Annotated in this window: 20 protein-coding genes and 1 tRNA gene; 7 read left to right on the top strand and 14 right to left on the bottom strand. The window is 64.1% G+C overall.

The genetic code is table 11. The annotated features are described in order from the left end of the window. On the top strand, window positions 1-591 hold a 591-nt coding region (locus AKL29_RS44665; RefSeq protein ID WP_244481930.1), incomplete at its 5' end, for an HAD-IC family P-type ATPase. 158 nt (window positions 592-749) lie between these two features. On the opposite strand, the gene AKL29_RS11050 is transcribed toward AKL29_RS44665, so the two are convergent. From AKL29_RS11050 to trxB, 3 genes are all read right to left on the bottom strand, one after another. Then, window positions 750-1,664: a 4-hydroxy-tetrahydrodipicolinate synthase family protein gene (locus AKL29_RS11050; protein ID WP_028333104.1), complete on the bottom strand. Its 915-nt coding sequence runs from the start codon at window positions 1,662-1,664 to the stop codon at window positions 750-752. Between the two features lie 530 nt (window positions 1,665-2,194). Beyond that, window positions 2,195-3,115 (bottom strand): LysR family transcriptional regulator, encoded by a 921-nt coding sequence (locus AKL29_RS11045; protein ID WP_026192264.1) that lies wholly within the window; start codon window positions 3,113-3,115, stop codon window positions 2,195-2,197. Between the two features lie 2 nt (window positions 3,116-3,117). Next, entirely contained in the window at window positions 3,118-4,083 is a 966-nt protein-coding gene (gene trxB / locus AKL29_RS11040; RefSeq protein WP_028333105.1) for a thioredoxin-disulfide reductase, read from the bottom strand. Between the two features lie 282 nt (window positions 4,084-4,365). Between trxB and AKL29_RS11035 the strand changes: the two genes are divergently transcribed. Beyond that, complete coding sequence (locus tag AKL29_RS11035) at window positions 4,366-4,845, top strand: Lrp/AsnC family transcriptional regulator (protein ID WP_028333106.1); 480 nt, start codon at window positions 4,366-4,368, stop codon at window positions 4,843-4,845. Between the two features lie 8 nt (window positions 4,846-4,853). Here AKL29_RS11035 and AKL29_RS11030 read toward each other — a convergent pair whose 3' ends face one another. The 7 genes from AKL29_RS11030 to AKL29_RS11005 all read right to left on the bottom strand — a co-directional run bounded on the left by AKL29_RS11030 (window position 4,854) and on the right by AKL29_RS11005 (window position 11,899). Beyond that, window positions 4,854-5,315 (bottom strand): DoxX family protein, encoded by a 462-nt coding sequence (locus AKL29_RS11030; protein WP_152977538.1) that lies wholly within the window; start codon window positions 5,313-5,315, stop codon window positions 4,854-4,856. Window positions 5,316-5,508: 193 nt separating this feature from the next. Beyond that, window positions 5,509-5,913: a DoxX family protein gene (locus tag AKL29_RS11025; protein WP_152977537.1), complete on the bottom strand. Its 405-nt coding sequence runs from the start codon at window positions 5,911-5,913 to the stop codon at window positions 5,509-5,511. Between the two features lie 97 nt (window positions 5,914-6,010). After that, on the bottom strand, window positions 6,011-6,415 hold the full coding sequence (locus AKL29_RS11020) for a DoxX family protein (protein ID WP_050384184.1): 405 nt from the start codon (window positions 6,413-6,415) through the stop codon (window positions 6,011-6,013). A gap of 181 nt (window positions 6,416-6,596) precedes the next feature. Continuing rightward, on the bottom strand, window positions 6,597-7,070 hold the full coding sequence (greA, locus tag AKL29_RS11015; protein ID WP_018269816.1) for a transcription elongation factor GreA: 474 nt from the start codon (window positions 7,068-7,070) through the stop codon (window positions 6,597-6,599). Between the two features lie 197 nt (window positions 7,071-7,267). After that, entirely contained in the window at window positions 7,268-10,732 is a 3,465-nt protein-coding gene (carB, locus tag AKL29_RS11010; RefSeq protein WP_050384183.1) for a carbamoyl-phosphate synthase large subunit, read from the bottom strand. Between the two features lie 324 nt (window positions 10,733-11,056). After that, window positions 11,057-11,132 (bottom strand) — tRNA-OTHER (locus tag AKL29_RS41800). Between the two features lie 77 nt (window positions 11,133-11,209). After that, entirely contained in the window at window positions 11,210-11,899 is a 690-nt protein-coding gene (locus tag AKL29_RS11005; RefSeq protein ID WP_050384182.1) for a class I SAM-dependent methyltransferase, read from the bottom strand. Between the two features lie 123 nt (window positions 11,900-12,022). On the opposite strand from AKL29_RS11005, the gene AKL29_RS11000 reads away from it, so the two are divergent. Then, a complete protein-coding gene (locus AKL29_RS11000) occupies window positions 12,023-12,550 on the top strand; it encodes a Dps family protein (protein WP_028333111.1) in 528 nt (175 codons plus the stop codon). A gap of 3 nt (window positions 12,551-12,553) precedes the next feature. Here AKL29_RS11000 and AKL29_RS10995 read toward each other — a convergent pair whose 3' ends face one another. The 4 genes from AKL29_RS10995 to carA form a co-directional block, all read right to left on the bottom strand. After that, window positions 12,554-13,075 (bottom strand): hypothetical protein, encoded by a 522-nt coding sequence (locus AKL29_RS10995; RefSeq protein WP_050384181.1) that lies wholly within the window; start codon window positions 13,073-13,075, stop codon window positions 12,554-12,556. A 71-nt stretch (window positions 13,076-13,146) separates the two neighbouring features. Beyond that, window positions 13,147-14,247 (bottom strand): mandelate racemase/muconate lactonizing enzyme family protein, encoded by a 1,101-nt coding sequence (locus AKL29_RS10990; RefSeq protein ID WP_160321737.1) that lies wholly within the window; start codon window positions 14,245-14,247, stop codon window positions 13,147-13,149. Window positions 14,248-14,371: 124 nt separating this feature from the next. After that, window positions 14,372-14,869, bottom strand: coding sequence for a PaaI family thioesterase (locus tag AKL29_RS10985; protein ID WP_050384259.1), 498 nt, complete (start codon window positions 14,867-14,869; stop codon window positions 14,372-14,374). Window positions 14,870-15,013: 144 nt separating this feature from the next. Then, window positions 15,014-16,207: a glutamine-hydrolyzing carbamoyl-phosphate synthase small subunit gene (gene carA, locus AKL29_RS10980; protein WP_050384179.1), complete on the bottom strand. Its 1,194-nt coding sequence runs from the start codon at window positions 16,205-16,207 to the stop codon at window positions 15,014-15,016. Between the two features lie 160 nt (window positions 16,208-16,367). Here carA and AKL29_RS10975 point away from each other — a divergent pair, with 160 nt between their 5' ends. The 4 genes from AKL29_RS10975 to AKL29_RS44660 all read left to right on the top strand — a co-directional run. Further along, complete coding sequence (locus AKL29_RS10975; RefSeq protein WP_050384178.1) at window positions 16,368-17,069, top strand: alpha/beta fold hydrolase; 702 nt, start codon at window positions 16,368-16,370, stop codon at window positions 17,067-17,069. A gap of 114 nt (window positions 17,070-17,183) precedes the next feature. Beyond that, on the top strand, window positions 17,184-17,639 hold the full coding sequence (locus AKL29_RS10970; protein ID WP_028333117.1) for a GatB/YqeY domain-containing protein: 456 nt from the start codon (window positions 17,184-17,186) through the stop codon (window positions 17,637-17,639). Between the two features lie 119 nt (window positions 17,640-17,758). Next, window positions 17,759-18,376: a GTP cyclohydrolase I FolE gene (folE, locus tag AKL29_RS10965; RefSeq protein ID WP_028333118.1), complete on the top strand. Its 618-nt coding sequence runs from the start codon at window positions 17,759-17,761 to the stop codon at window positions 18,374-18,376. Between the two features lie 27 nt (window positions 18,377-18,403). Continuing rightward, a partial coding sequence (locus AKL29_RS44660) for a Rieske (2Fe-2S) protein (RefSeq protein ID WP_244481928.1) occupies window positions 18,404-18,817 on the top strand: 414 nt, incomplete at its 3' end.

Genomic DNA, 18,817 nt, shown 5'->3' with positions numbered 1-18,817 from the left:
GATGGCCGCGTCGTCGGGGTGATCGCGATAGCCGATCCGGTCAAGCCGTCTGCGACGAGCGCGCTGCAGGCGCTGCGCGCCGAGGGCCTGCGCATCGTGATGCTGACCGGCGACAACGAGACCACCGCGCGGGCGGTGGCGAAGACGCTCGGCATCGACGAGGTCGAGGCCGGCGTTCTGCCGGAGCGCAAGAGCGAGGTGGTTCAGCGGCTGCGCGGCGAGGGGCGCACCGTCGCGATGGCCGGCGACGGCGTCAATGACGCGCCGGCGCTCGCCGCTGCCGATGTCGGCATCGCGATGGGCGGCGGCACCGACGTCGCGATCGAGAGCGCCGGCGTCACGCTGCTCACGGGCGATCTGATGGGCCTCGTGCGCGCGCGGCGGCTGTCGGTCGCGACCATGCGCAACATCCGCCAGAACCTGGCGTTCGCGTTCGTCTACAACGCCGCCGGGGTGCCGATCGCAGCCGGCGTGCTGTATCCGCTGTTCGGCATCCTGCTGTCGCCGATGGTCGGCGCCGCCGCGATGGCGCTTTCCTCGGTCAGCGTGATCGGCAATGCGCTTAGGCTCGGCAGGGTGAAGCTGGACTAGACGTTTCCTACCTCGCCCCGCGTGTGGGGAGAGGTCGGATTGCATCGCAAGATGCGATCCGGGTGAGGGGGACGCTCCACGAGTCTGTCTCTCGCCTTTTTGTGCGGAAGCAGCCCATCACCCAGCCCTCTCCCCGTAAGAACGGGGAGAAAACGCGATCACGCCGGCAACAGCAGCTGTTCGCGGCGCTCCATCTCGGCATCGAGCCAGGTTGCGAGATCCTCGCTGATCTCGACCATCGGCAGCCGCACCTCGGGGCTGTCGATCAGCCCCTGCCGCCACAGCCAGTGCTTGGCCGGCGCGGGGCTTGGTTCGGCGAACAACAGCCTCGTCAGGCCGACGACGCTCTGCCAGGCGGCCAGCGCCGTGTCGCGCTGGCCCTGCTGCAGCAGCGTGCGGATCGCAGCGAAGGTGTTTGTTTCCAGATGTGCGGACAGCAGGATCGCCCCGTCGGCGCCGTCCGAGAGCGCATCGAAGGTTTGCGCATCCTCGCCGGTCAGCACGCGGAAGCCGGCCGGCCGGCGGTTGAGGAAGTCGATCGACTGCGCGCGGTCGGCGCAGCAATCCTTCATGCCGGCGATGTTCGGATGGTCCGCGAGCGCCAGCAGCGTTTCGTTGGTCAGGTTCACCGCCGTGCGATAGGGGATGTTGTAAAGCACGATCGGCCACGACGCGTGATCGGCGAGCGCGTTGAAGTGCTGCACGAGCCCGCGTTGCGAGGGCCTGATGTAATAGGGGCTGGCGATCAGATAGCCGTTGATCGGCCAGTCGGCCGTATCATCCAGCGCTTCCTTCATCCGGGCGGTCGAGGCGCCGGAGAGCCCGAGACAGACCGGCAAATGGCGGGAGCTGGCACTGAGCTCGTCGAGCACGACGCTCACCAGCCCCTCCAGTTCGTCCACGCTGAGCGCCATGCCCTCGCCGGAGGTTGCGCCGAGAATGAACCCGTCGACGGGGCCGCTGGCGTAGTGCCGTACGAGACGCCGCAGCGACGTGACGTCGAGTTCGCCGTTACGGAATGGCGTGATCAGAGGCAGCCAGAGGCCCTGCAATTGCTGGTGTAGATCGGTCATGTTCCATCTCCTGGGGAAGGCAAAGCCGGAGACGGGACCAACAAAAAACCCCGTCCAGGCGGCGGGGTTTCGGGATCGGTTTGAATGCGAAGGTGATCTTATCGCGCGCGATCTCGTGTCCCCGGGAGGGGAGCTTTTTTCGACGACAGAACGGCGCACGAAGTCGTGATCATGGGACAATGATGCTGCGCTGCGAGGTTGTTGTCAATGCACATGCTGATCGGCGCGTGCGGCGCGTTTTGCGCATGACGTGGAGGTGAAAGGGCACGGCGATGAAAAAAAGCCGGGCTCAAGTGAGCCCGGCTTAAGGTATTGGCCACGTGAGGCCGACACAATCACCTTCCAAGAGGGATTACTGAACTTCCGCGCCACTGGAGGAGGGGGACATATGCGCGACGCGAACGCTCAGCGTGTAAGCAATATGATCCCCATCGACGGCCTGCAGCAACTATCCAGGTCGCATGTCAGTCATGCGGAGACCGGGGGCAGCACGGATATCCCTATAAACCAGCCCTATAAGGGCGGCTTAATCACGACGGCCAGCGCTGCGCCTTGCTGACCACGAAGTCGCGGAACACCTGCACCCGAGCCACCGTCTTCAGCTCTTCCGGATAGACGAAGTAGGTGTCGAGCGCGATCGAGTCGGACTCGCCGAACAGCTGCACGAGGTTGTTCTGTTCGACCAGATAGTCCGGCAGCGCGGCGATGCCGAGGCCCTGCTGGCAGGCGCGCACGAGGCCAAGGATGTTGTTGACCTTGAAGTAGGGCTCGCGCGGACCGGAGCCGTTGCGGCCGGCATCGATCAGCCAGCTGCGGTTCTGCAGATGCGCCGGCACCTGCGAGTCGCCGAGCATGATGATGCGGTGCGAGTCGAGATCATCGAGCGTGCGCGGCGTGCCGAAGCGCTTGATGTATTCCGGCGAGCAATAGGCATGGAAGCCGATCGAGAACAGCTTGCGCTGGATCAGGTCCGGCTGGGTCGGCTTGCGGGTGCGGATCGCGACGTCGGCCTCGCGCATCGAGAGGTCGAGATCCTCGTCGGTGACGATCAGCGAGATCCGGATGTCGGGATAGAGCGCGGTGAACTCGTCGAGCCGCGGGATCAGCCAGTTGATGCCGAGCGCCGGCGGCGTCGTGATCTTGAGGTCGCCGCTCGGCCGCTCGCGGCTGTCGGTGAGCTTTGCGCGGGCCGCCTGCAGCTGCATGAACACGTCATGCGCGGTGCGGAACAGAAGGTCGCCCTGTTCGGTGAGGATCAGGCCGCGGGCGTGGCGGTGAAACAGCGACACCGAGAGCTCCTGCTCCAGCGCGCTGACCTGGCGGGAGACCGCCGATTGCGACAGGCCAAGCTGTTCGCCGGCATGCGTGAAGCTGCCGGCCTCCGCCGCTGCGTGAAAGACCTTCAGCTTGTCCCAATCCATATCCGTAAATCCGTCGCGAGATCGTGCCATGATTATTCCGCCGCTGCGCGATCGCTCGCGCGAAGAGCCAGGAAGCGTTCCGCCTCGAGCGCAGCCATGCAGCCGAGGCCGGCGGCGGTGACCGCCTGCCGGAAGGTTTCATCCGCCACGTCGCCCGCGGCGAACAGGCCGGGCATCGAGGTCGCGGTGGAGTTCGGCGCCACCTCGACATAGCCCGACGGTTTCAATTTGATCTGGCCTTTGACGAGCTCCGTCGCCGGCGCATGGCCGATCGCGATGAAGACGCCGTCGGTTTTGAGGTTCGTGTGCGAGCCGGTCTTGACGTTCTTCAGCCGCACATGGGTGACCTTGTTCGGGTTCTCCGATCCGCAGATCTCGTCGATCGCCGAGTCCCACACCACCTTGATCTTGGGATGCTTGAACAGCCGTTCCTGCAGGATGCGCTCGGCGCGGAAATGATCGCGGCGATGCACGATGGTGACCTGGGAGGCGTGATTGGTCAGGTACAGCGCCTCCTCGACCGCGGTGTTGCCGCCGCCGACCACCACGACTTCCTTGCCGCGGTAGAAGAAGCCATCGCAGGTCGCGCAGGCCGACACGCCGCCGCCCTGGAACTTCTCTTCCGAGGGCAGGCCGAGCCAGCGCGCCTGGGCGCCGGTGGCGAGGATCACGGTCTCGGCGAGATAGATGTCGCCGGAATCGCAGGTCAGGCGAAAGGGGCGCTGGCCGAGTTCCAGCTTGTTGACGAGATCGGTGACGATCTTGGTGCCGACATGGGCCGCCTGCTTCTCCATCTGCTCCATCAGCCAGGGGCCCTGGATCACATCGGCGAAGCCGGGATAGTTCTCGACGTCGGTGGTGATGGTGAGCTGCCCGCCCGGCTGGATGCCCTGGATCAGCACCGGCTCGAGCATCGCGCGTGCCGCGTAGATCGCTGCGGTGTAGCCGGCGGGGCCGGACCCGATGATGACGACCTTGGCGTGGACAGGCGCGGGCATTAGCTGATCCCTCTCTTCTGGGGACTTTGACGGGGACTTGTGTGGGAAGCACCCCGGAAGCAGGTCACGGCGGTGCTAAAAGTGTCAAATCCAAGTCTAGGATATCTGGGAAGCTATGCAAGATTTGCAATCCATGGCAGCGATTTTTCCCCGGAACTGAAGTCACATTCGCGAAATCGTGCGCTGCACGCGCAATAAAATTGCGCAACGCCGGTTGGCTGCGCTATGAGAGTTGCCGGCGGACCCGCCAAGCCTTCCAAACCCCTAGGGAACTGTAGTCGCGTGTCGAAGAACCTTGACGAGATCGACCTCAAAATCCTCGCCGAGATCCAGGCCGATGGCCGAATCACCAATGTGGAACTGGCCAAACGCGTCGGTATCTCGCCGCCGCCCTGCCTGCGCAGGGTCCGGGCGCTGGAGGAGGAAGGCTACATCCAGGGATACCGCGGCCTGCTCGATCCGCGCCGCCTCGGCTACGACGTCACGGTGTTCGCCTCGGTGCATCTGTCGAGCCAGGCCGACGCCGACCTCCGCGCCTTCGAGAATTTCGTGCGCGCCGAGCCGCTGGTGCGGGAATGCTGGATGCTGTCGGGTGAAGTCGATTTCATCCTCAAATGCGTCGCCCCCGACATGGCGACGTTCCAGGATTTCGTCACCCACCTGACGGCGGCGCCGCACGTGCGCAACGTCAGGACGTCACTGGTGCTGCACAATTCGAAATACGAAGCCGCGGTGCCGCTGGGCGTGAAGGTGGCGGGCTGAGGTTTGCGCTATTCCGCAGCTTGTCTGAAGTGCGGCTCCTCATCGCGCGAAGCGCGCCAGATCGCCGTGTCTACGCTCACCGGCCCACCGCCTGCCGTTGCGAGGTAAAGACAGGCAAAGCAGAACAGGATTGCAGCTGTTCCGCCGTTGTTGAGCGGCAGAAGTACCGGCTCGCCGGTCTTCAGCATATGGCCGAGGAAGTAGGCGAAGGCCATTTCACCCGAAAGGATGAAGGCAGATATCCGCGAGAGCAGTCCGATCATCAAGAGCGCGCCGAGCACCAGTTCAAGCCAGCCCGCAGCCTGGATCAACGGCGGGATGTTAGCGAAGTACGCGAGCGCCGGAAACTTGAAGATTTTTGCAACGCCGTACTGGAACAGTAGCAGGCCGGTGATGAACCGGAACAGGCTCAAGAGATACGGCTGAAAGCTCGCCGCAAGTCGGTCCACATTCATTGCGCTCTCCACCATTAGTCCCCAGCGTCAACAATGGCGGAGCTGTTTGGTTCAAGGGGTTGCGAGATCGCGAGACCGCAACCTCCTCACAATTTCGTGGATACATGCGCGGGGCGCATCTTCGCCCTCTTCGTTGCGCGCCGGCGGAATGGAACTCGCGCTGCCTGCTGCAGGTCCGTCATGTCAGCACGCTTCTGCCGTTGGCGTGCTATGGCCTGCGCTTTCGCAAGGCCTCGAGGCCGAGCGGTCCGCCGCCTGCCGCGGCGAGGTAGAGGCAGACGAAGCAGAACAGTATCGCAAGCGTGCCGTCGCTAAGCAGCGGAAAGAAGCTGACAGGCGCGTGCTCGATGAAATAGGCGAATGCCATCTCGCCGGAGAGGATGAAGGCAACGATCCGGGTGAACAGGCCCAGCATCAGCATCCCGCCGAGCACCAGTTCGAACATGCCGGCGATACCGAACAGCGAGAACGGCGTCACCTGCGCGAACATCTCGACATGCGGAAACTTGAACAACTTGGCGACACCGAACTGGAAGAGCAACAGCCCGGTGATGAAACGGAGAATGCTCAGCAAAACGGGCTGAGCGGTTGCGCTGAGGCGGTCCAGGTCCATGCTATCCTCCAAAATGATAATGCGCGCCGTTGCCGGCGCGCATTATGGAGAACGAGGCGACGCTGTCACGCCCTCCGCGTGCAATTCATTCGGAGCGCTATGCGGTCTTGCCTTCGCGGATCGTGTCCAGGCTCAACGGGCCGGGGCCGGCGAACATGAAATAGAGGAAGACGAAGCAGTAGACCGCGGCGAGCTCGCCTCCGTTCAGGATCGGATAGAAGCTCTTGCCCGCGTGCGCCATGAAATAGGCGACTGCCGTGAAGCCCGAGAGGATGAACGCAACCGGACGCGTAAACAGACCAAGGATGAACAGCGCGCCGCCGACAAGCTCGATCAGTCCGCCGACGCCCATCAGCGAACCGATTTCGACGTTGGCAAACATCGGAACGGTCGGAAAGTGGAGAATCTTCGCGGTGCCGTGCTGCAGCAGGCTGAGCCCGACGTAGATGCGAAGGATGCTGAGAAGGCTTGGCGAATATCGCGCAGCCAAAGTGCTGATCATGTTGCTGGGTCCCCAGATAGTTATGCTCTATAACCATTCCGGGGCCGATTCATTAACAAGTTAATCAGCGTTGCCAAGTCACAATCGTGTCAGCGACCGTGAAGAGATGTCGCATATCCCATGCAGCAAAAAAGCCGCGTTGGAAAACGCGGCTCCTTTGTAGCTCCGGCTTAGGCTAAAACTACCGCCACTCGACCTTGGTGATCTCGTAGGCCTTGGCGCCGCCCGGCGCCATCACCTCGACGGTGGTGCCCTTCTTCTTGCCGATCAGCGCGCGCGCGAGCGGCGAGGTAATGGAGATGCGGCCCTTCTTGGCGTCGGCCTCGACTTCGCCGACGATCTGCCACACCGCCTTCTTCTCGGTGTCCTCATCGATCAGCGTCACGGTCGCGCCGAACTTGATGGTGTCGCCCGACAGTTTCGAAATGTCGATGATGTCGGCGCGCGCGAGCTTGTCCTCGAGCTCGGCGATGCGGCCCTCGTTGTGCGATTGCTCTTCCTTGGCGGCGTGATACTCGGCGTTCTCCGAGAGATCGCCGTGCGAGCGCGCTTCCGCGATGTGTTCGATGATGCGCGGACGATCCACCGATTGGCGATGCTTCAACTCGTCCGTCAGCGCGGCGTATCCGCCCGCGGTCATCGGAACCTTATCCATCATCTTCGTCCTTCATCGCGCGCGCCCGGCGGCCGTGCACGAATATCCAGTTCAGCTAACGCAGGAATCAGGGCGCCAACGCGCCCGGAAGCCCAGTGATATTCGGCCCCGCTAAGGGCCGTGACAACATCCAATCGCGCGGTGAGTTCCAGCCATTCGGCTAATTGACCGCTTCGGGTCTTCAGCCCGGGCAGCGGTCAGCTTTCGGAAAAGTAACTCTGAAGCGTGCGGACCTCAAGGTCCCCGGCCCGATAGGCCCGGATTCCCCGTGCGGCCGCCACCGCGCCCGAAAGAGTGGTGTAATATGGCACTTTATGCAAGAGGGCAGCCCGCCGCAGCGAGCGGCTGTCGGCCAGCGCCTGCGGACCTTCGGTGGTATTGAAGACCAGCTGGACGTCGCCATTGGTGATGGCGTCGACGATGTGCGGACGGCCTTCGAGCACCTTGTTCACCTTTTCCGTCGGCACGCCGTTGTCGCTGAGGTAGCGCTGCGTGCCCGAAGTTGCCATCACCTTGAAGCCGAGCGAATGCAACAGCCGCACCGCATCCGCGATGCGCATCTTGTCGTCACCGCGCACCGAGACGAACACCGTGCCCTGCCGCGGCACGCGCGTGCCGCCGCCGAGCTGGCTCTTCGCGAACGCGACCTCGAAGGAGCGGTCGATGCCCATCACTTCGCCGGTCGAACGCATCTCCGGTCCGAGCACGGTATCGACGCCGGGGAAACGCGCGAACGGGAATACCGACTCCTTCACGCCGACATGGCCGAGCTTCTTCTTCTTCAGCTTGAAGTCGGCGAGCTTTTCGCCGGCCATGATCCGCGCCGCGATCTTGGCGACCGGCGTGCCGATCACCTTGGCGACGAACGGCACGGTGCGGGATGCGCGCGGGTTGACCTCGAGCACGTAGATCTCGCCGTCCTTGATGGCGTATTGCACGTTCATCAGGCCGACGACGTCGAGCCCGAGCGCGAGCTCGCGGGTCTGCCGCTCCAGCTCCTCGATGGTCTTGGCGTCGAGCGAATGCGGCGGCAGCGAGCAGGCGGAGTCGCCGGAATGGATGCCGGCTTCCTCGATGTGCTCCATGATGCCGACGATGAAGGTGTCCTTGCCGTCGCAGAGGCAGTCGACATCGACTTCGGTCGCGTCGGACAGATAGCGGTCGAACAGCAGCGGGTTCTTGCCGAGCACGGTGTTGATCTGCCCGGTCTTGTCATTCGGGTAGCGCGCCTTGATGTCGGCGGGCACCAGCTCGGGCAGCGTTCCCAGCAGGTAGTCATTGAGCTGGTTCTCCTCGCGGATGATCTGCATCGCGCGGCCGCCGAGCACGTAGGACGGACGCACCACCAGCGGCAGGTCGAGATCGGCGGCGACCAGGCGGGCCTGCTCGACCGAATAGGCGATGCCGTTCTTCGGCTGCTTGAGACGAAGCTTGTCGAGCACGCGCTTGAAGCGGTCGCGGTCCTCGGCGAGGTCGATCGCGTCGGGCGAGGTGCCGAGGATCGGCACTTCGGCGGCTTCGAGCGCGCGGGCAAGCTTCAGCGGGGTCTGGCCGCCGAACTGCACGATCACGCCGTGCAGCGTGCCGTTCTTGCGCTCGGTCGCGATGATCTCCAGCACGTCCTCGGCGGTCAGCGGCTCGAAATACAGCCGGTCGGCGGTGTCGTAGTCGGTCGATACCGTTTCCGGGTTGCAGTTGACCATGATGGTCTCGTAGCCGGCGTCCTCGAGCGCGAAGCAGGCGTGGCAGCAGCAATAGTCGAACTCGATGCCCTGGCCGATGCGGTTCGGCCCGCCGCCGAGGATGATCACCTTCTTGCGGTCCGACGGCGCGCTTTCGTCGGCAAATTCGCCGGCGAACGGCCGCTCATAGGTCGAATACATGTAGGCGGTCGGCGAAGCGAACTCCGCCGCGCAGGTATCGATGCGCTTGAACACCGGGCGCACCCCGAGCGCGTGGCGCTTGGCGGTAACGTCGGCCTCAGTGGCCTCCGTGAGCACGGCGAGCCGCGCGTCCGAGAAGCCCATCGCCTTCAGCATCCGCATCGCGAACGCATTGGTCGGCAGGCCGCTGCTGCGGACCTTGCCTTCCATCTCGACGATGGCGCGCAGCTCGGCGAGGAACCAGGGATCGATCTTGCAGGAATTGAAGATATCCTCGTTGGACCAGCCGAGCCGCATCGCCTGCGCGACCTGCAGCAGGCGGTTCGGCGTCGGCGTGCCGAGCGCCGCGCGGATCGCGTTCTTGTCGTCGCTGCGGCCGAGGCCCTCGATGTCGATCTCGTCGAGGCCGGTCAGCCCGGTCTCGAGCCCGCGCAGGGCCTTCTGCAGGCTCTCCTGGAAGGTGCGGCCGATCGCCATCACCTCGCCGACCGACTTCATCGAGGTGGTCAGGGTGGAGGAGGCGCCGGGGAATTTCTCGAACGCAAAGCGCGGAATCTTGGTGACGACGTAGTCGATCGTCGGCTCGAACGAGGCCGGCGTCGCGCCGCCGGTGATGTCGTTGGCGATCTCGTCGAGCGTGTAGCCGATCGCAAGTTTGGCGGCGACCTTGGCGATCGGGAAGCCGGTGGCCTTGGAGGCCAGCGCCGACGAGCGCGACACGCGGGGATTCATCTCGATCACGACCATGCGGCCGTCGTCCGGATTGATGCCGAACTGCACGTTGGAGCCGCCGGTCTCGACCCCGATCTCGCGCAGCACCGCAATCGATGCGTCGCGCATGATCTGGTATTCCTTGTCGGTGAGCGTCAGCGCCGGCGCGACCGTGATCGAATCGCCGGTGTGAACGCCCATCGGATCGACGTTCTCGATCGAGCAGATGATGATGCAATTGTCCTTCTTGTCGCGCACCACCTCCATCTCGAACTCTTTCCAGCCGAGAACGGATTCCTCGATCAGCACCTCGTTGGTCGGCGAGGCATCGAGGCCGCGCTCGATGATGTCGAGATATTCTTCCTTGTTGTAGGCGATGCCGCCGCCGGTGCCGCCGAGCGTGAAGGAGGGGCGGATGATCGCGGGCAGGCCGATGTCGGACAGCGCCATCAGCGCTTCGGCCAAGGCCTGCTGCTGGTAGCGCTTGCGCCGCTCGTTCTCGCCGCCTTCCCACTGCCGTTCGAAGGCTTCGAGTTCGGGGCCGGACAGCTTGGCCTGATCGGCGAGGTACTTGTCGCGGTCGGACTTCTTCAGCGCCGACGCATTGGCGAGCCGGGACCTCGGCGTCTGCAGCCCAATCTTCTCCATGGCGTCGCGAAACAGCTGGCGGTCTTCGGCCTTGTCGATGGCGTCGGCGGTGGCGCCGATCATCTCGACGTCGAACTTCTCCAGCGTACCCTGCTTGCGCAGCGACAGCGCGCAGTTCAGCGCGGTCTGGCCGCCCATGGTCGGCAGCAGCGCGAAGCCGCCGGGCACGACGTGGCGTTCCTTTTCGATGATCTTGGCGACGATTTCGGGCGTGATCGGCTCGACATAGGTCGCATCCGCCAGCTCCGGGTCGGTCATGATCGTCGCCGGGTTGGAATTGACCAGGACGATCCGATAGCCCTCTTCCTTGAGCGTCTTGCAGGCCTGCGTGCCGGAATAGTCGAACTCGCAGGCTTGGCCGATCACGATGGGACCGGCGCCGATGATCAGGATGGTGGAGATGTCGGTTCTTTTGGGCATCAGCTCTCGCGGACTGGAATTTAGGCACAAAAAAAGGGCGCGCTTCCCGCGCGTCCCTCGAGCCATGCGCTACATGTTGTAGCGCCGGAAGCGCGATCCCTCGCGCGCGGGTGGTCTTTAGACCAGTTTCCGCACCCGCGAAACCCCCAAAAACGCGCAATCAACCGCGATTCTGGGGGAAAATCCGCATTCGGCATATGCCCGGTTGGGGGTGCTCGGGATGTGGGGAGGGGCTACCGGCCCGGCTTCGCGCTGCGGGCTACGCCGCGGCAGCCTTCGCTACGAGAAGGCCTGCCGAGCCGAAGCTGCGTCAGCAGCGAAGGCTGGAGGCCCGGCCTGGATTTGAACCAGGATAAACAGTGTTGCACCACTGCCGCGTCGAAGCTTCCGCCACCGGGCCGAGCGGATCATTGCTGATTATTTCAGTGGCCGCCACGTTTACTGGTGGGTAACGTTAATGGCCGGCGCAACCCAGGATCAGTGGTGCGCCACGAACGTCATCCGCCACGGATTGTGCCCGATGTTGCGCGGCGCGCGCGTAGCGCTGAACCCGGCGGCGCCGAGCTTCGCGATCATCTCGTCCTCGCGGTAGCGCTGCAGTCCGATCCTGGTGCGCAGCTGGCGGTAGTCGGACAGTGCGGTCGAAGCCAGCCCGACCAGCGCATCGCGCAGGAAGCCGTGGGTCGCCGCAAAGCGCAGCAGGGCCACGACGTCCCTCGCCATGCCGACTTCGGGCCGCAGGATATCGCCGAGCACGAACCGGCCCGAGGGCTTCAGCAGGCGGTGGATCACGTCGAACGCGGAATCGAGCTCCTGCGGCGTCATGTATTGCGCCACCGAGTTCATCATCACGAGGTCGATCGAGTCCGCGTCCATGTGCTTCAGGTCATCGAGCGAGCGGACACGGATTCGGGTGTCGGGCGCAAAGCGCGCGACCAGACGGCCGCGTACGCCGGGCGCCGGCTCCGCCAGATAGAGCTGGGCGCAGGCATTGGCGACCTTCGCCGCCGACAGCGCCTCGCCGCAGGCATAGTCGAGCACCACGGCATCCGGCGAAGCGATGTAGCCGATGATGTCGTTTGCGATGATCTGGAAATGCAGGTCACGGTGCAGTCGGCTCGCATAGATCGTATGCGTGGAATCGTAATAATCGATCCATTCATCCATCGCGTTTGGTATCCGGCAGAACGGGTTCCTGGCCTCAGGAACGGGTGGGCTGATGATGCGTTAGCGGTCCGGCGGCCAATGTTCAATGCGCCGAAATACGGGTTCCTAACAGGAAGGTCCAACGTGAGCAAAGCCAAGACTGACAAGATCTCGCCCGATCTCGACACGCCGAGCGACCTGCCGCAGGCTGCGGTGGACACGATCTCGGTCTCGCTCAACACGCTTCTGGCTGACGCCTTCGCGCTCTACCTGAAGACCAAGAATTTCCATTGGCATGTCAGCGGCCGGCATTTCCATGATTACCATTTGTTGCTGGACGAGCAATCGGAGGCGATCTTTGCGACCACCGACCAGCTCGCCGAGCGGGTGCGCAAGCTTGGCGGCGCGACGCTGAAGTCGATCGGCGATATCGCCAAGCATCAGACCATCAAGGACAATGACGACGATTATGTGCCGCCGCGCGAAATGCTGCGCGAGTTGATGGAAGACAACAAGCACATGGCGGCTGCGATGCGCAAGGCGCACAAGCTGGCTGACGAGCAGGAGGACTCCGGCACCGCAGGCCTGCTCGAAACCTTCATCGACGAAACCGAGCGTCGTACCTGGTTCCTGTTCGAGGCCAGCCGCCAGGAAGGCAGCAACGCGGCGTAGGCGTCAGCGCTTCCACAGCCGCACCAGCGGCCCGTCCTTGCCCATCACCGGATCGGTCGCGGGGATCGCGACCTGTGGGATCGTCTTCAGCGCCATGGCGTGGTTCTCCGGCGTCGGCCGCTGCAGATCCATCGGCGGGCCCGGCGGATAGGCGCCGACCACGCAGAAATCGTCGCTCGCCGACAGGCATTGATGTCCGGTGCCGGCCGGCAGGATCGCGACGTCGCCTGCCGCGATCTCCAGCGCCCGCCCATGGTCGCCGCCGAACTGCACGCGCGCGCGGCCGCGCGCGACGCCCAGCACCTCGTGCACGGTGGCGTGGTAATGCGCGAAGTCGTAGACGCCGTTGCGCCACATCGCGCCCCAGCCGTTCTTGCCGAACAGCCGCTCGATGATGGCCTCGGGATTGCTGCTGACGTCGACGGTGGCCTTGTAGACCAGGAACGGCATCGGGTTGTTCGGCACCAGGCCGTCGTCCTGGAAGACGATGGTCAGGGGTTCGATATCGGTACGGACGACCGACATGGTGGCTCTCCAGCGCTGCGAGGTGCCGTGGTCTCCAGACCAACAAACCGTCGGTCCGCAAACCGTTCCAGCTAGATTTTGAACTTCAACACGTCTTCCTTGAATTTGAGCCCGTGCCCGGGCCGCTCCGGCGCGGTGATCATGCCGTTGGCGATCTCGGGCGGGTCGACCCAGAGATCGTCGATCAGCGCCATGTTCTCGCACCAGATGCCGTTCGGAATCGAAGCCAAGAGGTGCACATTGAGTTCGGGAAACAGATGCGGCGCGATGGTGATGCCGAACGTGTCCGCGAGCGCTGCGATCTTGCGCAGGTCGGTCATGCCGCCGCGCATCGGGTCGGGTTGCAGGATTGGCAGGCAGGGATTGAGAAAGAACGGCCGCAGATCGTAGCGCGTGAAATGCGTCTCGCCGCCGACGACGCGCATGTCGAGCGCCGCCGCGATCCGCTGATAGCCGGCGAAATCATCGGCCGGCACTGGCTCCTCGAGCCAGTAGATGTCGTACTTCTCGAACTTGCGTCCCATCTCGATGGCGACATCGGCGCTCCAGCCCATGTTGACGTCGATCATGATGTCGATGTCGGGCCCGAGCGCCTCGCGCATGCGGCGCACATTGTCGAGGTCCTGCGCCGGCGTGTGGACGTGCGCGACCTGCATCTTGATCGCCTTGTAGCCCTGCTTCACGAAATGCAGCGCCTTCTCGATCATCCCGTCGCCGCCGGCGCCCCGGAAGCAGCCGGAACCATAGATCGGGATTTCCGAGCGATAGTGCCCCCACAGCCGGTGCAGCGGCAGTCCGGCCCGTTTCCCCACCGCGTCCCACAGCGCGATGTCGAGCGCCGACATGGCCATCGCGGCGATGCCGCCGCGGCCGTAGGTCATCGTCGCCGTCCACAGATCGCGCCAGATCGCCTCGATCGCGGTGGCGTCCTTGCCGATGACGCGCGCGATGATGCATTCCTCGAGACAGGCCGCGATCGACTTCATCGCCGGCTTGAACACAAACAGATAGCCCATGCCGGTGACACCGCCGGACGTCTCGACGTCGCAGATCAGAATGTCGCGCGTCGCGCCGAGCGCCGCGCCTTTCAGCCAGGGATCGTCGGCCCAGGGCAGCCGCAGCATCGTCACGCGGATGTCGCGGATGGTCATGTCTGAATGGGCTGAAATCATCGGCGCTCCCTTTCCAGGCCGGATCATGTTTGCCTGATCTCGGACAGGGAAACTCAATCACAGAGCGCAGGCCGCGATCCAGCGCGCTTCGTCATGCCTCCAATGCGCGAAAACGCGATTGCCCTCAGGTATTCTTGGGCAGCTCGAACACCAGGCAGGTCGTGGTGGCATGCGCGAGCAACTTGCCCTTGCCGTCGGTAATCCGCGCTTCCGCGGTCGCAACCCGGCGCCCGGCGTTGAGCACGTGGCCCTCGGTGCGGATTTTGCCGGTGTCCTGGCTCATGCCGCGAACGAAGGAGATCTTGAACTCCAGCGTGGTGTAGCCAAAGCCCTGCGGCAGCATGGTCTGGACCGCAAGCCCTATCGCGGAATCCAAGAGAATCGCGGCGTAGCCGCCATGCACCGAGCCGATCGGGTTGTAGTGGCGCAGGCCCGGGATGCTGTGGATCACCACATGGCCGGTCTCGGCGGAGCAGTCGAACGGCTCGACATTCTCCATGATCGGCGGCTCCGGCAGGGTCCGGGCGAAGATGCCGCGCACGAAGTCGAGCCCGGACATCGATGCCATCACCGCCATCGAGGAGACGCCGTAGACGGGCTTCGGGGTGGCGGGGACGGTCATGTCGGCATTTCCCGTGATCTGATGCGAAGGCGCGTTGTCCATCGGTGCTCACAGCACAGTCCGTCATGCCCGGACTTGATCCGGGCATCCATCTTTCTTCGAGGGATGGAATGCCGGGTCAAGCCCGGCAATGACGATCGGGCTCTAAGCCGCGCGCTTGTTCTTCCGCATCAGATCGGCAAAGCGCTGGAACAGGTAGTGCGAGTCGCGCGGGCCGGGCGAGGCTTCCGGGTGATATTGCACCGAGAATACCGGCTTGCCCTCGAGTGCGATGCCGCAATTGGAGCCGTCGAACAGCGAGATATGGGTCTGAGTCGCACCTTTCGGCAGCGTCGCCTGGTCCACGGCAAAACCGTGGTTCATCGAGGTGATCTCGACCTTGCCGGTGGTCTCGTCCTTGACCGGATGGTTGGCGCCGTGATGGCCCTGATGCATCTTCATGGTCTTGGCCCCGACGGCAAGGCCAAGCATCTGATGGCCGAGGCAGATGCCGAAGGTCGGCGTCCCCGACGCGATCACCTTCTGGATGACGGGCACGGCATATTTGCCGGTGGCGGCCGGATCGCCGGGGCCGTTCGACAGGAACACGCCGTCCGGCTTCATCGCCAGGATGTCTTCGGCGGCCGTCGTCGCCGGCACCACGGTCACCTTGGCGCCGACGCCGGCGAGCAGGCGCAGGATGTTGCGCTTGATGCCGTAGTCGATCGCGACCACGTTGAATTCCGGCGCGGTTTGCTGGCCGAAACCGTTGCCCCACACCCAGGGCGTCTCGTCCCAGGTGAAGCGCTGGCCGGAGGTGACCATCGGCACCAGGTCCATGCCCTCGAGGCCGGGCCATTCGCGGGCTTCTTCCTTCAGGCCGTGCAGGTCGAACTCGCCGTTTCTGGCGTGCGCGATCACCGCATTGGGCATGCCCTTGGAGCGGATCAGCGCGGTCAGCGCGCGGGTGTCGATGCCGGAGAGGCCGATAATGCCGCGCGCCTTCAACCACTGGTCGAGGTGCTTGGTGGCCCGGTAATTCGAGGGATCCGTGATCGCCGAGCGCAGGATCACGCCGCGCGCGCCGGGCGTCGCCGCCATGTTCACCGTCTCGATGTCTTCCTCGTTGGTACCGACATTGCCGATATGCGGGAAGGTGAAGGTGATGATCTGGCCGGCATAGGACGGATCGGTGAGGATCTCCTCATAGCCGGTCATCGCGGTGTTGAAGCAGACCTCGCCGACGGCGTGGCCTTCCGCGCCGAGACCGAAGCCTTCCAGCACGGTACCATCGGCGAGCACAAGGAGCGCGGTCGGTTTATGGTCCGGCCAGGCGGGAGCGTTTTCGGATGTTGTCATGAGCCCTTTAAATAGACGCCGCACCCTGCGGCGTCAAAGCGAAAGGGCACGGATTCACACGGCAATACCGGCCGATTTGACAGGCCCGAACGGCCTTTTAATCTAAAGTTCCCTGAAGCAGCCGTTTGCTTGCCGAAAATGACCCGTCCGGAGCTCCCGCATGGATAATACGATGCCGATCCTGCTCGTCCCGGGCCTCATCTGCTCGCCGCGGATTTTCGCCCCGGTCATCCCGGCGCTGTGGCGATGCGGGCCGGTGACGGTCGCCAACCATGTCAGGGACGACAATATGGGGGCGATCGCCCGCCGGATCCTGGCCGAGGCGCCGCCGCGCTTTGCGCTCGCCGGGCACTCGATGGGCGGCTACATCGCCTTCGAGATCATGCGGCAGGCGCCGGACCGGGTTGCGAAGCTGGCGCTGATGAGCACCCAGGCGCGGGCCGATACGCCGGAAGCGACCGCGCGTCGCCGCGGCATGATCGAGCGTGCCAGAACCGGCCAATATCGCGGCGTGGTCGATGAGCTGTTTCCGGGCTTCGTGCATCCGTCGCGGCAGGGCGATGCAAGCCTGCGCCGGATCGTCGACGACATGAGCGAGGACGTTGGCGCCGAGGCCTTCATCCGCCAGCAGAACGCGGTGCTCAGCCGGCCGGATTCGCGGCCGAGCATGGCCTGGATCAAGTGCCCGACCTTGGTGCTGACGTCGGATACCGACAACACCGTGCCGAATTCGCTGTCGGACGAGATGGCTAACGGCATTCCCGGCGCAAAACTTGTGGTGCTCGCCAATTGCGGTCACCTGCCGCAGCTGGAACAGCCGCAGGCCTGCGCCGATGCGCTGGTCGAATGGCTGAGGAACTAAAGCGTTTTCAAGCGAAGTGGACACCCGGTTCGCGCCGGAAAACGCGGCAAACAAGAGTTGTTCTGCCGGTGCAAACTGCCTAGATGAGGGGATTGCTGGTTCAAGGACAACGAAATGCTGCGCGACGACATCAATACTGCGGTCAAGGAAGCGATGAAGGCAAAGGACGAGCGCAAGCTGTCCACGCTGCGCATGGTCAATTCGACCATCAAGAACGCCGACATCGACGCGCGCGGGCAGGGCAAGCCGCCTCTCTCCGATGCCGACCTGCTCGGCCTGCTGCAGAAGATGATCAAGCAGCGCCAGGAGTCGGTCGAGCTCTATGACAAGGGCGGCCGCGCCGAGCTCGCGGCCCAGGAGCGCGAGGAGATCGCCGTGATCTCGGCGTACCTGCCGAAGCAGATGTCCGATGACGACGTGAAGGCCGCGATCTCGGCGATCATCGCCGAGACGGGTGCCGCCGGCATCAAGGACATGGGCAAGGTGATCGGCGCGCTCAAGGCGAAATACGCCGGCCAGATGGATTTCGGCAAGGCCAGCGGCCTGGTCAAGGCGGCGCTGACGGGCTAGCCGTTCGTCCCGGCTGGCTTGCGGCGCAAAGTGCCGCGGGCCGAATTGCGGGAACCTTTCTGCTGACGGAGCATCTGACGGGCATGACCTCGCGATGACTCCGCAAAGGAAAGGCCCCGATGAACCCGATTGTGCATGCGCTGGATCGTGCAAGAGCCGCTCAAACCGAATCCGACAAGCCGACCCGGGCCGAAGTCGAGGCCGCAGTCCGCACCATCATCCGCTGGACCGGCGACGATCCGGAGCGGGATGGTCTGCTTGAAACTCCGGCGCGTGTGACGCGTTCGTTCGAGGAATTCTTTGCGGGTTACGACCAACGTCCAGCGGAGATCCTGGAAAAGACCTTCGAGGAGATCGAAGGCTACGACGAAATGATTGCCCTGCGGGGCATCCGCTTCGAGAGCCATTGCGAGCATCATATGGCGCCGATCATCGGTCAGGCCTGGGTTGCCTACATCCCGAACGGCCGCGTGGTCGGCATCAGCAAGCTGGCACGGGTGGTCGACATCTATGCCAGGCGTTTGCAGATCCAGGAGAAGATGACGGCGCAGATCGCCAACACCATCAACGACGTCTTGAAGCCTCAGGGCGTGGGCGTCATCATCAAAGCGTCGCATCACTGCATGACGACCCGCGGCGTGCACAAGCCGGATACCGATCTCGTGACCAGCCGCATGCTGGGTTGCTTTCGCGACAATGCGCTAACCCGCCAGGAATTCCTCGGCATAGCGGTTTAGAGCGTCACAGGGCGATGGAGGAATGATATGGCCGATCAGCAAGCTCCTTCCGGTCCGGATCTGACACAAGGCGTTGCCCTCTCCGACTTCTCTGGCGCGATGTTGCTCGGCCATGTCGGCGACGAGGACGTGCTGCTGGTGCGCTCGGGGGCGGATATCTTCGCCATCGACGCGCATTGCAGCCATTACCACGGTCCGCTCGCCGAAGGCCTCCTTGAGGGCGAGACCGTCCATTGCCCCTGGCATCACGCCTGCTTCGATATTCGCACCGGTGAAGCGACCGCCGCGCCCGCCTTCAACGCGCTCGCTGTCTGGAAGGTCGAGCGCGAGGGCGATCGCGTCGTCGTGCGCGAGAGGCGCGCGCAACCGAAACTCCGCGTCAAGGGCCCGGTCGATGCGCCCGGCAGGATCGTGATTGTCGGCGGCGGCGGGGCAGGGTTC

Source organism: Bradyrhizobium pachyrhizi (assembly GCF_001189245.1).
Taxonomy (GTDB): domain Bacteria; phylum Pseudomonadota; class Alphaproteobacteria; order Rhizobiales; family Xanthobacteraceae; genus Bradyrhizobium; species Bradyrhizobium pachyrhizi.
This window is presented reverse-complemented; position numbering and strand designations above follow the sequence as displayed.